Source organism: Azospirillum sp. B21 (genome assembly GCF_008364825.1).
Taxonomy (GTDB): domain Bacteria; phylum Pseudomonadota; class Alphaproteobacteria; order Azospirillales; family Azospirillaceae; genus Azospirillum.
Genome location: NZ_VTTO01000018.1, coordinates 38,063 through 54,131, shown reverse-complemented (window position 1 = coordinate 54,131; position 16,069 = coordinate 38,063). Strand labels below are relative to the sequence as shown.

12 protein-coding genes are annotated in these 16,069 nt (G+C 68.1%); 6 read left to right on the top strand and 6 right to left on the bottom strand.

What is annotated here, in order from left to right; translation table 11 throughout:
• Window positions 1-7 precede the first annotated feature (7 nt).
• The 3 genes from FZ983_RS27910 to FZ983_RS27900 all read right to left on the bottom strand — a co-directional run bounded on the left by FZ983_RS27910 (window position 8) and on the right by FZ983_RS27900 (window position 3,813).
• Entirely contained in the window at window positions 8-1,798 is a 1,791-nt protein-coding gene (locus tag FZ983_RS27910) for a TRAP transporter large permease subunit (RefSeq protein WP_149227648.1), read from the bottom strand.
• A 169-nt stretch (window positions 1,799-1,967) separates the two neighbouring features.
• A complete protein-coding gene (locus FZ983_RS27905; protein ID WP_247884010.1) occupies window positions 1,968-2,615 on the bottom strand; it encodes a TRAP transporter small permease subunit in 648 nt (215 codons plus the stop codon).
• 112 nt (window positions 2,616-2,727) lie between these two features.
• The gene (locus FZ983_RS27900) at window positions 2,728-3,813 is read right to left on the bottom strand and encodes a TRAP transporter substrate-binding protein (RefSeq protein ID WP_149227561.1); all 1,086 of its coding nucleotides are present in this window, start codon (window positions 3,811-3,813) and stop codon (window positions 2,728-2,730) included.
• Window positions 3,814-4,322: 509 nt separating this feature from the next.
• Between FZ983_RS27900 and FZ983_RS27895 the strand changes: the two genes are divergently transcribed.
• The 5 genes from FZ983_RS27895 (at window position 4,323) to FZ983_RS27875 (ending at window position 12,047) form a co-directional block, all read left to right on the top strand.
• Window positions 4,323-7,007: a 2-oxoglutarate dehydrogenase E1 component gene (locus FZ983_RS27895; RefSeq protein WP_149227559.1), complete on the top strand. Its 2,685-nt coding sequence runs from the start codon at window positions 4,323-4,325 to the stop codon at window positions 7,005-7,007.
• A 73-nt stretch (window positions 7,008-7,080) separates the two neighbouring features.
• Window positions 7,081-8,784: an acyl-CoA dehydrogenase family protein gene (locus FZ983_RS27890; RefSeq protein WP_149227557.1), complete on the top strand. Its 1,704-nt coding sequence runs from the start codon at window positions 7,081-7,083 to the stop codon at window positions 8,782-8,784.
• Between the two features lie 102 nt (window positions 8,785-8,886).
• Window positions 8,887-9,846, top strand: coding sequence for a LysR substrate-binding domain-containing protein (locus FZ983_RS27885; RefSeq protein ID WP_149227555.1), 960 nt, complete (start codon window positions 8,887-8,889; stop codon window positions 9,844-9,846).
• Window positions 9,847-9,996: 150 nt separating this feature from the next.
• Window positions 9,997-10,749, top strand: a complete 753-nt coding sequence (locus tag FZ983_RS27880) for a glucose 1-dehydrogenase (protein ID WP_149227553.1) — start codon at window positions 9,997-9,999, stop codon at window positions 10,747-10,749.
• Window positions 10,750-10,841: 92 nt separating this feature from the next.
• Window positions 10,842-12,047, top strand: coding sequence for a CoA transferase (locus FZ983_RS27875; protein WP_149227551.1), 1,206 nt, complete (start codon window positions 10,842-10,844; stop codon window positions 12,045-12,047).
• 28 nt (window positions 12,048-12,075) lie between these two features.
• Here the strand turns inward: FZ983_RS27875 and FZ983_RS27870 are convergent, their stop codons facing one another.
• The 3 genes from FZ983_RS27870 to FZ983_RS27860 form a co-directional block, all read right to left on the bottom strand.
• Window positions 12,076-12,921 carry an aspartate/glutamate racemase family protein gene (locus tag FZ983_RS27870; protein ID WP_188092554.1) on the bottom strand — a complete coding sequence of 282 codons (846 nt, stop codon included), beginning with the start codon at window positions 12,919-12,921 and terminating at the stop codon, window positions 12,076-12,078.
• A 62-nt stretch (window positions 12,922-12,983) separates the two neighbouring features.
• Window positions 12,984-14,231: a D-amino acid dehydrogenase gene (locus FZ983_RS27865; protein ID WP_149227549.1), complete on the bottom strand. Its 1,248-nt coding sequence runs from the start codon at window positions 14,229-14,231 to the stop codon at window positions 12,984-12,986.
• Between the two features lie 40 nt (window positions 14,232-14,271).
• Window positions 14,272-14,622 (bottom strand): RidA family protein, encoded by a 351-nt coding sequence (locus FZ983_RS27860; protein WP_149227547.1) that lies wholly within the window; start codon window positions 14,620-14,622, stop codon window positions 14,272-14,274.
• 253 nt (window positions 14,623-14,875) lie between these two features.
• Between FZ983_RS27860 and FZ983_RS27855 the strand changes: the two genes are divergently transcribed.
• The gene (locus FZ983_RS27855) at window positions 14,876-16,033 is read left to right on the top strand and encodes an ABC transporter substrate-binding protein (protein ID WP_211103004.1); all 1,158 of its coding nucleotides are present in this window, start codon (window positions 14,876-14,878) and stop codon (window positions 16,031-16,033) included.
• Window positions 16,034-16,069: the final 36 nt, after the last annotated feature.

The following is a 16,069-nucleotide window of genomic DNA, read 5'->3' as shown; positions in this document are numbered from 1 at the left end:
CCTTGTCTCACTTGAATTCCAGCGGCGGCATGTCGTCGTCCAGGCTGTTGCCCAGCCCCTGGAACTGCTCCTCGATCTGCTTGTCGTCCAGTTTGACCGCGGCGGACTTGTAATGCATGACCATCTGCGGGAAGGCGATCACCAGCGCCACCATCACCAGCTGGATGACGACGAAGGGCACCGCCCCCCAATAGATCTGGCTGGTCAGGACCGGCGCGGTTTCCTTCTTCGTCACCCGGTCGATGTAGGGCAGCTTGGGCGCCACCGAGCGCAGGAAGAACAAGGAGAAGCCGAAGGGCGGGTGCATGAAGCTGGTCTGCATGTTCACCGCCAGGATGATGCCGAACCACACCAGATCGATGCCCAGCCGGTCGGCCGCCGGAGCCAGAAGCGGGATGACGATGAAGGCCAGCTCGAAGAAGTCGAGGAAGAAGGCGAGCAGGAACACCATCACGCTGACGGCGATCAGGAAGCCCATCTGTCCGCCCGGCAATGAGACCATCAGCTCCTCGACCCAGACATGGCCGTTGACGCCGTAGAAGGTGAGCGAGAACACCCGCGCCCCGATCAGGATGAACAGCACGAAGGCCGCCAGCTTCGCCGTCGAGTAGGTGGCCTGACGCACCATGTCGAGACTAAGCCGCTTCTTCATCGCCGCCAGCAACAGCGCGCCGACGGCACCCATGGCGCCGCCCTCGGTCGGGGTGGCGAGGCCGATGAAGATCGTGCCGAGTACCAGGAAGATCAGCGCCAGCGGCGGCACCATGACGAAGGTCGCCTGTTCCGCCATGCGGGAGATCAGCCGCCGGCCGCTGGCCCGCTCCACCAAGGCCACGGCCAGGGCGTAGAGCGCGCCGGCTGCGACGGAATCGCCGATCAGGGCCAGGGTGGACCAGCCGTTCAGCGTCAGCCACGCCGCTCCCGCCGTCAGAACCGCCGTCACCGCGGTTTGAAGCACCAGACGCCGCGCGCCGAAGGTCCGGTTGAAGGTGGCGGCCAGGAAGGCCACAGTCACAGCCACCGACAGCAGCAGCACGACATAGTCGGCGCCGGATTTCACATCGGTGCGGCCCATCACCCAATAGGCGACGGCTCCCGAGAACAGCGCCAGCATGCCGAGCTGCCAGACGCCGCGCGCGCCGTTGGGCTCGCGGTAGGCGATGGCCTCAGGAGGGAGTCCGGGCGCGGAGTTGGGCCAGATCATGGAGACGACGAAGACGTAGAGGGCGTACAGGCTCGACAACAGCAGGCCAGGGACGAAGGCGGCCTCGTACATGTCGCCGACGGAGCGGCCGAGCTGGTCGGCCATGACGATCAGCACCAGCGACGGCGGGATGATCTGGGCCAGCGTGCCGGACGCGGCGATGATGCCGGATGCCAGACGGCGGTCGTAGCCGTAGCGGAGCATAATCGGCAGCGAGATCAACCCCATGGAGATGACCGAGGCGGCGACCACGCCGGTCGTCGCCGCCAGCAGGGCGCCGACGAAGATGACGGCATAGGCCAGGCCGCCGCGGATCGAACCGAACAGCTGCCCGATGGTGTCGAGCAGATCCTCGGCCATGCCGGAGCGCTCCAGCACCAGTCCCATGAAGGTGAAGAAGGGCACCGCCAGCAGCACGTCGTTGTTCATCGTGCCGTAGACGCGCTCCGGCAGGGCCTGGAACAGGTCGGGGCGAAACAGGCCAAGCTCGATGCCGATCAGGCCGAACAGCAGGCCGTTGGCGGCGAGCGCGAAGGCGACCGGATAACCCAGCAGCAGCATGACCACCAGCACGCCGAACATGATCGGCGCCATGTTGTGGCCGAACCAGCCGCGCCAGCCATCCTGTTCGGCGAGCGCGCCAGCCCCCGGCACCGGAAGCACATAGAGCGCCACGGCGACGGCGGCCAGCAGCAGCAGGGAGATGACGGACAGCCGGGCGGTGCGCGTCGAAAGGGAGGGGGAGGTCGTGCTCATCGCGCGTCTACCGGCTGGGAAGGGTGTCGGGATGGGCGGTTCGCTCGCGCTCGGCGGCGAGCAGCCGCTCGGCCTCGGCCTCGGCGGCCGCCTGATGACCCCCGGCCCGCTGATTGGCATCCTCCAGATGGCCGGCCATGATCGCGGCGCGCTTGACCAGCTCGGACAGGCCCTGGACGAACAGTACGGTGAAGCCCAGGGGGATCAGCAGCTTCGCCGGCCATTGCGGCAAGCCGCCCGCGTTCATCGATTGCTCTTCGATAGTGAAGGAGGCGAGTGCGAAGGGCCAGGAGGTGATCATCATCACGAAGCTGAAAGGCAGCAGGAAGGCGATATGGCCGAACAGGTCGATGCCGTCGCGCGCGCGCTTTCTCAGCATCGCGTTGACGATGTCGATGCGGATGTGTTCGTCGTCCCGCAGCGTCCAGGGGGAGCAGAGCAGGAACACGGCGGCGAACAGCACCCATTGCAGTTCGAGCCACGAGTTGGAGCTGACGTCGAACAGCTTGCGGACGACGGCGTTGACGGCCGACACCAGGATCGCCAGCAGGATCAGCCAGGATATCGTCTTGCCCAGCCACGCGGTGACCGTGTCGACCAGTTGGCAAGCCCGCACGAGGGCCGTCATCAGGGGGGAGGGGGGTGGTCTCGTCATGGGGGCAGCTTCTCCCGGAAGACCGGTCGCGAACGCCGCGACGACGCCACGGCCGGGAGCGGCTGTGCCGCCACCCGGTCATGGCTGGGATATCGCACGGAGAGACGGCGGATCAGCGCCGGGTCAGGCGAAGGGTGGCACTGTCGTAGGCATATTCCGATGCCTGGAGCCACAGGTTCGAATCGTTCTGGAAGCGGCGGTAGCTCTCGTAGAACTTCTTGAAGGCCGGGTTCTTTTCCGACAGCTCGTCATAGAGGTCCATCGCCGCCTTGTGGCTGGCCTGCAGCACGTCCTGCGGGAAGGCGCGCAGCTTGGCGCCGCTGGCGACCACGCGCTTCAGGGCCGCCGGGTTCAGCACGTCGTAGCGCGCGACGCTGTCGACGTTTGCCAGCGCCGCGGCCGCGGTCAGGGCAGCCTGATAGTGTTTCGGCAGGCTGTTCCAGCGGTTGGTGTTGATGAAGAAATGCTGGAGCGAGGTGCCGTCCCACCAGCCCGGATAATAATAGTTGGGCGCGATCTTGTAGAGCCCGAGCTTTTCGTCGTCGTAGGGACCGTTGAACTCCGCGGCGTCGATGGTGCCGCGTTCCAGCGCCGGGTAGATGTCGCCGCCGCCGACCTGCTGCGCCACCACGCCCAGCTTGGCCAGGATCTGGCCGCCCAGGCCGGAGATGCGGAACTTCAGACCCTTCAGGTCCTCGACACTCTTGATCTCGTTGCGGAACCAGCCGCCCATCTGGGAGCCGGTGTTGCCGCCGGCAAGCGCCTTCAGGTTGTAGCCGGCATAGAACTCCTCCAGCAGCTTGCCGCCTTCGCCGTGATAGAACCAAGCGTTCTGCTGGCGGGTGTTCAGGCCGAAGGGCAGGCAGCAGCCGAAGGCGAAGGCCGGATCCTTGCCGACATAATAGTAGGACGCGGTATGGCACATCTCGACGGTGTCATTGCTGGCGGCGTCCAGCGCCTGCAGCGCCGGGACCACCTCGCCGGCGGCGAAGACCTGGATCTGGAACTTGCCGTCTGTGGCCTCGGCGACGTTCTTCGCCATCACCTCGGCGCTGCCATAGAGCACGTCGATGTTCTTCGGGAAGCTGGACACGCAGCGCCAGCGGATCGTCGGCTCCGACTGTGCGATGGCCGGGGCCGCAAGCGTGGAGGCACCGGCGGCGACGGCGGCACCCTTGAAGAATTGACGGCGCTTCATGCTGTTGTTCCTCCCGAAGTTCTTGTTGTGTGACGGCACGATATCGGCTGAACCTCCGCGGCCGCTGTCGTCGCCAAGACATCCGTCTGTTCGGCAAGGAGCAGATTGACATCCTGTTTTCTAACGACTGACGGCGGGGGCGACGTCTCCTTGCTCGCGGGGTCCGTGGAATTGGCGGTGTCTGTTCCTGGGGACGATGGCAACTGGCCGACAACGGCCGGGTCCATGTGGTGACCCTGACAGTGGAGCAAGCGGCCGCACAGAGGAATGTGTTTCGTGGGCATACCAGCCATAAGCCAAGCAAGCCATCAGCCACACAAACTGTTTCGGCCGAGCCCCGCGGTGCCCTGCGAAACCGGGGTGGGTGCTGACGGTTTGCTATGCCCGCAATGAATATCTGTTACAGGCACGCCATGCGCTCCGCGACGGGCGGCCGATCGATAGTCTGTGGCGAACTGTTCCCAACCGCCTCAAACGACGGATGTTCAACCGCATGAACGGTAAGCGCCATGTCTAGGCCGTCCTCTCCGCTCAACGCCGCCGGGGCCGCCTATCTCGAAGCGTTGCAGGAGCGCTTCCGCGACGATCCTGCGTCGGTGGACGTGAGCTGGCGCGCCGTCTTCCAGATCCTGGACGAACTGGGCGCGGTCACTCCGGCCTTGCCGGCATCCGGCGGGCCGGCGACCGATCGGCTGTCGCTGCAGCAGGAGGAAATCCGCCAGCGCGGCCATGCCGCCGCCGCCCTCGATCCGCTGGGCCGTACCGCGCCTCCCGCCGGGCCGGCGTCCGAGGATGCGGAGACCTTGCGGCTGCGCCGGCTCTATCAGGGCACGCTGACGCTGGAAACCGCCCATATCGACGATCCGGCTCTGCGGTCCTGGCTGCGCGACGCCTATGAGGGGACCGCTGCCGCCCCATCGGCGGAGGCACGTCGCCGGGCGATGTCGCTGCTGAGCGCGGCGGAGGAATTCGAAAGGCTGCTCGGCACCCGCTACCCGACGAAGAAGCGGTTCGGCGCGGAGGGAATGGAGACGTTGATTCCGCTGCTGGACCGCATCCTCGCGGCAGCGGCTGCTGCGGGCGTCACCGAGGTGCAGGTCGGAACCATGCATCGCGGCCGGCTCAGCCTGATGGCCAATGTGCTGGGCAAACCGCTGGTCGAACTCTTTGCCGGCATCAAGGGCATGCATCCCTTCCAGGCCGACCCGCCGGTTCCCGCCGACGTCCCCTATCACATGGGGGTGGAAAGCAGCCTGTCCTTCGGGGAAGGAACACTGGCGTTGACCCTGTCCCCCAACCCGTCGCATCTGGAGGCGATCAATCCGGTCACCCTGGGCCGTGCGCGGGCGCGTCAGGATCTGGTCCGGGAGCAGGGCGGCGAGGCTCGCCAGGTGTTGTGCGTGCTGCTGCACACCGACGCGAGCGTGATCGGCCAAGGCAGCGTGACCGAGGCGCTGCAACTGTCCGGCGTCGCCGGCTTCACCGTTGCCGGCACCATCCATATCATCGTCAACAACCAGATCGGCTTCACCACCGAACGCGACGAGGCGCGGACCTCCCTCCATTGCACCGGGCTGTGGAAGGCGGTGGACAGCCCTATCCTGCACGTCAACGCCGACGATCCGGACGCGGCGCTGCAGGCTGCCGACCTCGCGGTCGCTTTCCGGCAGACGCACGGGCGCGATGCGGTGATCGACCTCGTCGGTTACCGCCGCAACGGTCACAACGAGATCGACGAGCCGCGCTTCACCCAGCCGTTGGACTACGCGGCGATCGACGCCCACCCGCCCGTACGCGTGCTCTATGCCGGGCGTCTGGCCGCCGAAGGGGTAGTCGGGGAGGGCGCCGTCGAAGCGCTTGCCGCCGGGCACAAGGCCCGCTTCCAGGAGGCGCTTGCCGCCGCCGCCGATCACCGGCCGAACCATGACGGCTTCCCAGGCGGACGCTGGGCGCCGTTCGCTTCCGGCGGATCGGCTGCCGTCGAACCGGACACCGGCATCGGTCCCGACCGGCTGCAGGCCCTGCTGGCGGCGCTGGCCGCCATCCCCGGCGGACTGACGGTCGACCGCAAGGTGGAGCGCGTCATCCGCCGCCGCGCCGAGGAGCCGCTGGACTGGGCGACCGGCGAGGCGCTGGCCTTCGCCACGCTGCTGGCCGACGGGGTGCCGGTGCGGCTGACCGGCCAGGACGTGGTGCGCGGCGCCTTCTCCCACCGGCATTTCGCCCTGACCGATGCGGTCACCGGGAAGCGCCATGTCACCCTGAACCATCTGGGCGTCACCCAGGCCCGCTTCGACGTGGTCAACAGCCCGCTGTCGGAATATGCCGTGCTCGGCTTCGAATACGGCTACAGCCTGGAGCGGCCCGACGCGCTGGTGATCTGGGAGGCGCAGTTCGGCGATTTCGCCAACGGCGCCCAGATCATGATCGACCAGTTCGTCGTCAGCGCGGAGGACAAGTGGCGCCAGCCCTCCGGCCTCGTCATCCTGCTGCCGCACGGGCTGGAAGGGCAGGGGCCGGAGCATTCCTCCGCCCGGCCGGAGCGCTTCCTCCAGATGGCGGCGCGCGACAACATCCGCATCGCGCATCCGTCCACCCCGGCAAACTACTTCCACCTGTTGCGCCGGCAGATGCTGCGGCGCGACCGCAAGCCGCTGGTGGTGCTGAGCCCGAAGACCCTGCTGCGCTTGCCGGCGGCGGTGTCGGCGCTGGCCGACTTCGCGTCCGGCACCGGGTTCCAGCCGGTCGTCGTCACCGCCGGCGAGCGCGTCAGTCGCATCCTGCTGTGCAGCGGCAAGCTGGCTTATGAGCTGGAGCGGGAACGCGCCGCCCTGGGTGTCGAGGATGTGGCGGTGGTGCGGCTGGAGATGCTGTATCCGTTGCCCGAGGCCGAACTGTCGGCTCTGTTCCGCCGTTGGCCGGACGCATCCTGCCTGTGGGTGCAGGAGGAGCCGGAAAACCTGGGCGCCTGGACCTACCTCGACCGCCGGCTGGAGGCATTGCGGGGGGCTGCCGGCTGTGCCGAGCCGCGCGTCGCCTGCGTGGCCCGTGCCGAGGCGGCCTCTCCCGCCGGCAGCTTCCACGGCGATCACGACGCCGACCAGCGCCGGTTGGTTGAGCAGGCCTTCGCCGGAGTGGCCGCCGCCGGAATCGAGGCCTCCCTGCCGTCCCGCGGAAAAGCGGCAGCGGAGTGACGAGCCGCCCGTCTTCAGCGACAGTTTGACCTGATAGCAAACACCGTACAACGAACACCGGGGAAACGCGCCGATGTCTTCCACCTTGAGCACCGTCAGCCCGTCCGAAGCCCATCCGCATCTGCTTCCCGACTTGCTGCAGGCCACGGCCTCGGCGCTCGACGCGGTGGCGCAGTTGGCTGAGGCGGCGGAGCGCGGCGTCGCGGCGCTGGTGGCGCCGGATGGGCGCGTGGACGCCGCACTGCTCGACCGCCATCAGGTGGCGGCGCATGGCTTCGCCTGGGTCGCGACCTATGCCGCGGCATTGCGCCAGATGCGGGGCTGGGCGGACCGGCTGGATCACGCCGGCCGGCTGGGCGAACTGGAAGCGGCCATGCTCCAGGCGGCGTTTGGCGAGTATCTGGCCCAGCTCGACGGCGGTCTGGCGATGAGCCAGGGCGAAATCGTCCGGCCCGCCGATTTCGGGCTGGGCGAGGCGGAGCGGGACGCCTTCCGCACCGAGGCGGTGCGCCGGCTGATCGCCGCCGGCAACGCCTCCGGCCTGCGGCTGCGCATCGCCGAACTGCTGACCGATGCGCTGCATGGCGGCGGCTTCGGCGACGCGGCCCTAGAGGACGAGGCGCTGGACATGGTCCGCGACCAGTTCCGCCGCTTCGTGGCCGACGCGGTGGAGCCGCATGCCCACGACTGGCATCTGAAGGACGAGCTGATCCCACTTGCCGTCGTCGAGCAGATGGCGGAGATGGGCGTGTTCGGCCTGACCGTGCCGGAGGAGGACGGCGGGCTGGGCATGGGCAAGCTCGCCATGTGCGTGGTGACGGAGGAACTGTCGCGCGGCTACATCGGCGTCGGTTCTCTCGGCACCCGTGCGGAGATCGCGGCCGAACTGATCCGCATGGGCGGCACCGCCGAACAGCGGGCGCGCTGGCTGCCGCGCATCGCGTCGGGCGAGATCCTGCCGACCGCCGTGTTCACCGAGCCCAACACCGGGTCCGACCTGGGCAGCCTGCGCACCCGCGCGGTGCCGGACGGCGACCTCTACCGCGTCACCGGGGCGAAGACCTGGATCACCCATGGCAGCCGGTCGGATCTGATGACGCTGCTGGTGCGCACCGATCCGGACGCCCCCGGCTATCGCGGCCTGTCGATGCTGCTGGCCGAGAAGCCGCGCGGCACCGAGGATGATCCCTTTCCGGCGGAGGGCATGAGCGGCGGCGAGATCCCGGTGCTGGGCTATCGCGGCATGAAGGAATATGAAATCGGCTTCGACGGCTTCGCCGTCCCCCGCGAGAACCTGCTGGGCGGCGTCGAGGGCCAGGGCTTCAAGCAGTTGATGGCGACCTTCGAATCCGCCCGCGTGCAGACCGCCGCCCGTGCCGTCGGCGTGGCGCAGAACGCCATGGAGCTTGGCCTGCGCTATGCCCAGGAGCGCGTCCAGTTCGGCCGTCCGCTCGCCGCCTTCCCGCGCGTCGCCGGCAAGCTGGCCTGGATGGCGGTGGAAACGATGATCGCCCGCCAGCTGACCTATTTCGCCGCGCGGGAGAAGGACAGCGACCGTCGCTGCGACATCGAAGCCGGCATGGCGAAGCTGCTGGCTGCGCGCGTCGCCTGGTCGAACGCCGACAACTCGGTGCAAATCCATGGCGGCAACGGCTACGCCGTCGAATATCCGGTCAGCCGGGTGCTGTGCGACGCCCGTATCCTGAACATCTTCGAAGGAGCGGCGGAAATCCAGGCCCAGGTGGTCGCACGTGGATTGCTGTCGCGCCGCAATTGAGGGGTGCCGGGCGGGCGGAACTGACCTGTCGCGACCACGCTTGTATCATACCGGCGTATTCGCTATCCGACGGGGAGGACTGAAAGGACAAGGCCGCCCGCGATGGAACTTCTGGAACTGCGCTATTTCGTTCAGGTGGCCGATCTTGGCAGCTTCTCCAAGGCCTCGGTCAAGCTGGGCATCACGCAGCCGGCGCTGAGCCGGCAGGTCCAGAAGCTGGAGCACGAGCTGCGCACCAGCCTGTTCTACCGTCATGGACGCGGCGTGTCGCTGACCCAGCAAGGGCGCAAGCTGTACGACGTGGTCCGCCATCTGCTGGGCGCGCTGTCGGAGATCAAGGAGGAGATCCAGGACCAGTCGGAACGGCTGACCGGGTCCGTCACCCTGGGTCTGCCCCCATCGATCTGCGCAACGCTGGGGGCGCCGCTGGCCCGCCGGTTCCACGAGAACTATCCCGACGCCACGCTGCGCATCCACGAGGTGTTCAGCGGCACGCTGCTGGAATGGGTGGAGGGCGGACGCCTCGACCTCGCCGTCCTTTACGACGCCCGGCGCGGGCGCAGCATGCTGTCGTCGCCGCTGCTGGTGGAGAACCTGCTCCTGGTGCAGTCGGCGAAGGACGCCGGTGCCGGCAACGACGGGCCGGTCGAGGTGGAGATGCTGGCCGACCTGCGTTTCGTGCTGCCCGGCCTGGAAAACGGCCTGCGCCGGGTGGTGGATGCGGCGGTGCGCCGGGCCGACATCGATCTGCAGGTCGATATGGAGATCGACTCCGTCACCGCCATCAAGCAATTGGTGGAGGAGGGAATGGGATCGACCATCCTTCCCTTCGGCGCCGTCCACCGCGAGGTGCGCCAGGGCCGGCTGATCGCGCGCGAGATCACGTCTAAGGACATGCATGCCATGCTGGTCACCGCGACGCCGCTGCATCAGCCGGTATCGAAGGCGACTCGCGCCCTGCTGCGGCTGATCCATGTCGAAGTCGTCAAATGCGTCGCCAACGGCGTGCTGAAGGGCAAGGTCGTCGCTCCCGGCAGCGCGGGGGAGGACAGCGCGCTTTGAAGGAGACTTTTGGAGGCGCCTGGGGCCGTGTTCCACCCCGTTATGCTTTGGTTGCTGATAGCAGTTATGACGGATGGTCCATAGCACGGCCCGTTCGGCGCGGATAGCCTCCCCCCATCACCACATAATTCCCTGGGGAAGGAACCGAGAATGACGAAGCGCCTGGACGGCAAGGTTGCCCTGATCACCGGGGCGGCGCAGGGCCTGGGTCTTGCGATGGCCGAGACCTTCGTGCGCGAGGGCGCCCGCGTGGCGGTCGTGGACATCAACGGCGACGCCGCCCGTGCGGTGGCGGAGCGGCTGGGCGAGGCCGCCATCGGCATCGCCGCCAACGTCACCAAAACCGCCGATGTCGAGATGACCATCGCCGCCACGGTCGAGAAATTCGGGCGCCTCGACATCCTGGTGAACAATGCCGGCTCCACCCATGCCAACGGCCCATTCGAGACCGTGACCGAAGAGGAATTCGACCGCGTCTTCGCCCTGAACGTCAAGTCGATCTACCTCTATTCCAAGGCGGTGGTGGCGACGATGCGGGCGCAGAAGTCCGGCGTGATCCTCAATCTCGGCTCCACCGCCGGGTTGCGTCCGCGTCCTGGCCTGGTCTGGTACAACGCCACCAAGGGCGCGGTACACAACATCACCCAGTCGCTGGCGCTGGAACTGGCGCCCGACAACATCCGCGTCTGCGCGCTGGCTCCGGTCGCCACCGAAACGCCGCTGCTCGCCACCTTCATGGGCGGCGACACTCCGGAGAAGCGGGCGCGCATGCTGGGCATCGTGCCGCTCGGCCGCCTGGGCCAGCCCTCCGACGTCGCCAACGCCGCGCTGTATCTCGCCTCCGACGAGGCAGCCTTCATCACCGGCGTGGTGCTGGAGATCGACGGCGGCCGGTGCGTGTGAGGATGGGTCGTGCAAGGTCGGGGCGCGTCCGCGCTCCGATCTGACTCAGTCCCATCCCCCTCTCCATCCACCGCGAGCGGAACCCGTCTCCCATGTCCTCGCTACTTTCCGATCTGCGCATCGTCGAAGTCTCGGCCTTCGTCGCGGCTCCGCTGGGCGGCATGACCCTGGCCCAGTTGGGCGCGGAGGTGATCCGCATCGACCCCATCGGCGGCAACATCGACCACCGCCGCTGGCCGCTGGCGCCCAACGGCACCAGCCTCTATTGGACGGCGCTGAACAAGGCGAAGCGGTCGGTCACCTTGGCGCTCGACAAGCCGGAGGGGCGGGAGATCGCCCAGGCCATCATCACCGCGTCGGGCGAGGATGCCGGTTTTCTGCTGACCAACCTGCCGGCCAGCGGCTGGATGGGTTACGAGGCGCTTTCCGCCAAGCGCGACGACCTGATCATGATGCGGCTGACCGGCAATCCGGACGGATCGGCCGCGGTGGATTACACGGTCAACTGCGCCGGCGGATTCCCGATGGCGACCGGCAGGGGAGGGGAACCGGTGAACCATGTTCTGCCGGCCTGGGACGTGGCGGCCGGTCTCTACCTCGCCACCGGGCTGCTGGCCGCCGAACGGCATCGACGCCGCACCGGCCGGGGGCAGGAGGTGACGGTGGCGCTGGCCGACGTGATGCTGGCGACCGTCGGCAATCTCGGCTACCTCGCCGACGTCCGGGTGAACGGCACCGTGCGCCAGCCGATGGGCAACGACCTGTACGGCGCCTATGGCCGCGACTTCCCCACCGCCGATGGGCGGCGCGCGATGGTCGTCGCCATTTCCAACCGACAGTGGAAGGCGCTCGGCAAAGCGACCGGGCTGGCCGACAGGTTGGCGATGATCGGCCCGCTGATGGGCGTGGACATGGATGACGAAGGCGGACGCTTCCAGGCCCGCGATGCGATCTCCGCCGTGCTCGCCCCCTGGTTCGCCGCGCGCACGCTGGCGGAGGTGGAGGGCGCGTTCGCCGGCTCGGGCGTGCTTTGGGGGCCCTACCGCGATTTCGGCCAGCTCGTCGCCGAGGACGCACGCTGCTCCACCGCCAACCCGCTTTTCCGTGAAATCGACCAGCCCGGCGTCGGGTCGCTGCTGGTTCCCGGATCGCCGCTCGGCTTTCCGGGCATGGGCGGGCGCACCGATCATCGCCCGGCCCCCCGTCTGGGGCAGGACACCGACGCGGTGCTGGCCGATCTGCTGGGGCTGCCTTCCGCGGAGATCGGCCGCCTTCATGATGCGGGCATCGTCGCGTAGGTCGCCGGGGTGCCTGGGCAGGCATGCCTCATGCCGCCGGAGAGGCCGATGCGGGTGTGCGGAAAAGCCGGCCACGGTCATCCAGCGGATCCATGACGCCGGCAAGGCGCAGGCTGTGCCAGGCCAGCGCGTGGTTGCTTGAGGTGACCGGCTTGCCGGTGCGCGCCTCCAGCGCCTCGACCGCCTCGGCGACGCGCAGGCTGGTGCAGGAGACGAAGACGGCGTCCACCTCCGGGTGGGTGGCGGCCTGCTCGACCGCGGCGGCGATGGAGTCCGGAGCGATGCGCGCCGCGACCGTATCGTCGGGCTCGTCGAAGATCGCCAGAACCGGCACCCGATAGCCGGCCTTCACGAAGTAATCCCGCATCGCTTCGCCGACGCTCCGCTGGTAGGGCGCGACGAGGCCGATGCGCCGCGCGCCCAGGGCGGCGAGGGCGGCATCCACCGCCTCGACCGGGGTCGTGGTGGCGATGCCTGGCCGCGCCTCGCGGATCCGTTCGCGCACGCACTCCGGACCGATCACCATGCTGCCCGAGGTGCAGCCGAAGGCCACCACGTCCAGCGGCAGCTCGGGCAGGATCAGGCGGGTCGTCGGGGCGATGTCCTGCTCCATCCGGGCCAGCGTTTCCGGCACGATCTCCTTGTCGTTCCACAGACGCGCGTTGTAGACGGCGACCCCCGGTTGGCCGAGCAGGAAGCGCCATTCATGCTCGATGGTCTGGTCGGTGGCGAGCACCAGCAGCCCGATGGCGGCGCGGGCGGCGAGGCCGCCGTCGGTCGCGAAGGGCAGGACCACGGTGGCGGTTGGGGCGGCGTTTGGGGTGGCGGCCGGGGAAACGCCGCCGCCTTCGTCAACGGTGATGTTGGTATCCATCTCGGGAGGTCTCCCATTGGCGTGGGCGCGCCGCCATGGACGCGGCGCCGCCCGCGCGTCTGTCAGTGGACGGCCTGCATGCCGTCGAGCGGAATGGCCGGAGTGCGGCCGGCGATCAGGTCGGCGGTGATCCGGGCCGACCCGCAGGACATGGTCCAGCCCATGTGGCCGTGCCCGGTGTTGAGAAACAGGTTGCGCTGGCGCCCGCGTCCAAAGATCGGCGTCCCTTCGGGTGTCATCGGCCGCAGCCCCGCCCAATAGCTGGGCCGGCTGTAGTCGGCCGCGTCGGGGAAGAGGTCGCGCGCCGCCGCCAGCATGGTCTGGAAGTCGGCCGGGCTGTGACGCTTGTCGTAGCCGGCGAAATCGGCGGTCGCGGTGATGCGCAGACGGTCGCCCATCGGCGCGTAGGCGACGAGGTTCTCCTCGTCCACCCCGCCGATGCGCGGCGTGTTGTTGCGCCCCGCCACCGGCACGGTGACCGAATAGCCCTTGATCGGGTAGATCGGCAGCGACAGGCCGAGCGGCTTCGCCAGTGCCGCGCTCTGGCAGCCCAGCGCCAGCACATAGGCGTCGGCGGTGAGCCTGCCCTTGTCGGTGAGCAGCCCGGACACCTCGCCGGCGGCGGTCTCGACGCCGCGGATCGTCGTGCCGTAGAGGAAGCGCACGCCGCGCTCCGCGCACCAGTCCGCGAGGTTGCGGGTGAACAGCCGGGCGTCGCCGCTCTCGTCGGACGGCGCATAGATGCCGCCGACGATGCGGTTCTTGGTCGGCAGCAGGGCCGGGTCAATGGCGGCGGCGCGGTCGCGGTCCACCACCTCCAGCGGCAGGCCGTTGTCGGTCAGGATCTTCATCTTGGCGACCCCGGCCTCGAAGGCCGCGGGGGTGCGGTAGAGGTAGAGCAGACCGCCCTTGGCGCCGTCGAAGGCGACCCCGGTGTCCTCGACCACCTCATGCAGCATGTCCTGCGAATAGAGGCTGAGCCGCACCTTGCGGGCGGTGTTGACCGCCACCCGATCCGCCCGGCAGTTGCCGAGGAATTTCAGCGACCAGGACCACAGCGCCGGATCCAACCGCAGCCGGAAACGCAGCGCCTGGTCGTTGCGCCACAGCGACTTCAGCAGGATTTTCGGGGCCTTCGGCGACGCCCAGGTGTAGGCGTGGCCGGGCGCCACCAGCCCCGCATTGGCGAAGCTGGTCTCGTCGGCCGCCCCGTCATGCCGTTCGACGACGGTGACCTCGTGTCCGTCCTTGAGAAGGCAGTAGGCCGTCGTCACCCCGACGACCCCGCTGCCCATCACGATGACCTTCATGAAAGCCTCCCTGGGATGCACGCTTCCCCGGCCGGGGCGGTCACAGCGACGCGGTCACCTGGATTTCGACGGTGAACTGCGGGGCGGCGAGCTTGGCCTCGACGCAGGCGCGCACCGGCGTGTTGCCGGAGGCCACCCAGGCGTCCCACACCCCGTTCATCTCGGCGAAGCCGGCGATGTCGGCGAGCCAGATGGTGGCGGTCAGCAGCTTGGTCTTGTCGGTGCCCGCAGCGGCCAGCAGTTCGTCGATCCGGCCGAGGATGTCGGTGGTCTGCTCGGCCACGGAGGCGCCCGGCGCCCGCAGCGCCACCACGCCCGCGGTGTAGACAAGACCGCCGCAGACGACGGCCTGGCTCATGCGCGGGCCGACCTCGATACGCTGGATGCTCATGATTGTCTCCTATAACGCCTGCGGACCGGATGGCGGCACCGCTTCTCCCAAGCACGATACGTAACTGTATACAGAATAGTCCACAGAATTCTCTCCGATGCTGCATCGCCTATAAATCGGGCCTAAATCTTGTGCAGTTGCACAAATGATTGCCTAACGAACAATTCCGTTGACGGGGCAATGAGCGTGGCGATACGCTTAAGTGTATACAGATTGTCATTCAGATTAACGTTCACCGTCAGGGAGATGTGCGATGGCGAGGATGAATGGCTTGCCCCGGGTCATGAGCAGCGGCCTGACCCGGCGTTCCGCGAATGGGGCGCTGCTGGGCGCGATGGCGCTGGCGCTGCTGGGTGGCGGCGCGGCGCGGGCGCAGGACACGGTGACCCTGGGCGCCGTCCTGCCGCTGAGCGGCGCCAGCGCCACCATCGGCGAGGACCAGCGCCGCGGCATCGAACTGGCGGTGGACAAGGTCAACGCCGATGGCGGCGTGCTGGGCCGCAAGCTGGCGGTCGCGGTCGAGGATTCCGGCGGGCGGGCACAGAGCGCCATCGACGCGGCGCGCAAGCTGGTGTCCGTGTCGAAGACCCCGGTGGTGATCGGCGAGTATTCGTCGGGCAACACCATCCCGGTCGGCCAGTATCTCCAGCGCGAGGGGATCGTCCACATCAATCCCGGTTCCTCCTCGCCGGTGATCAAGACCATCGGCGACCGGTCCTTCAGCACCATCGGGCTGGACGACGTCGCCGGAAAATTCACCGCAGAGGCCGTCTACGGCATGGGCCACCGCAAGGCGGTCTTCCTCGCCCCCAACAACGCCTATGGCCAGGGCGTCTACACCGAGACGAAGGCGGCGTTCGAGGCGCTGGGCGGCCAGATGGTTGCCAACCTGCTCTACACCGAGGGGCAGTCGAACTACCGGCGCGAGTTGCAGCGCATCGCCGCGGCCAAGCCCGACGTCATCATCTACTCCGGCTACGGCCAGGAGGCGGCGACGATCAACCGCGAGGCCTTCGAACTCGGCCTGTCGAAGACGCCGTGGTTCGGCATCTACCTGTCGATGTGCACCGCCGACTCACGGCCGGAAACGGTCGAGGGCCAGATGGGCATGGAGGTCAACTATGTCGGTCCCGACGGCGCATGGTACCGCGACGCTTACCAGAAGAAATTCGGCAAGGAGTTCGCCACCACCTTCAGCGGCTACACCTACGACGCCGTGATGATGGCCGCCGCCGCGATCAACAAGGCCGGCAGCACCGAACCGGCTAAGATCCGCGACGCGCTGGCCGCGCTCGGCGACTATGCCGGGGCGACCGGGCCGATCGCCTTCGACGCCCAGGGTCAGCGCAAGACCCAGCCCTACATCGTCGTCTCCTACAAGAGCGGCGAGCTGAAGACGGCGGCCAAGTAGGAGCCGCCACTCCAGCCCGGACCTTCCGCAAACAGG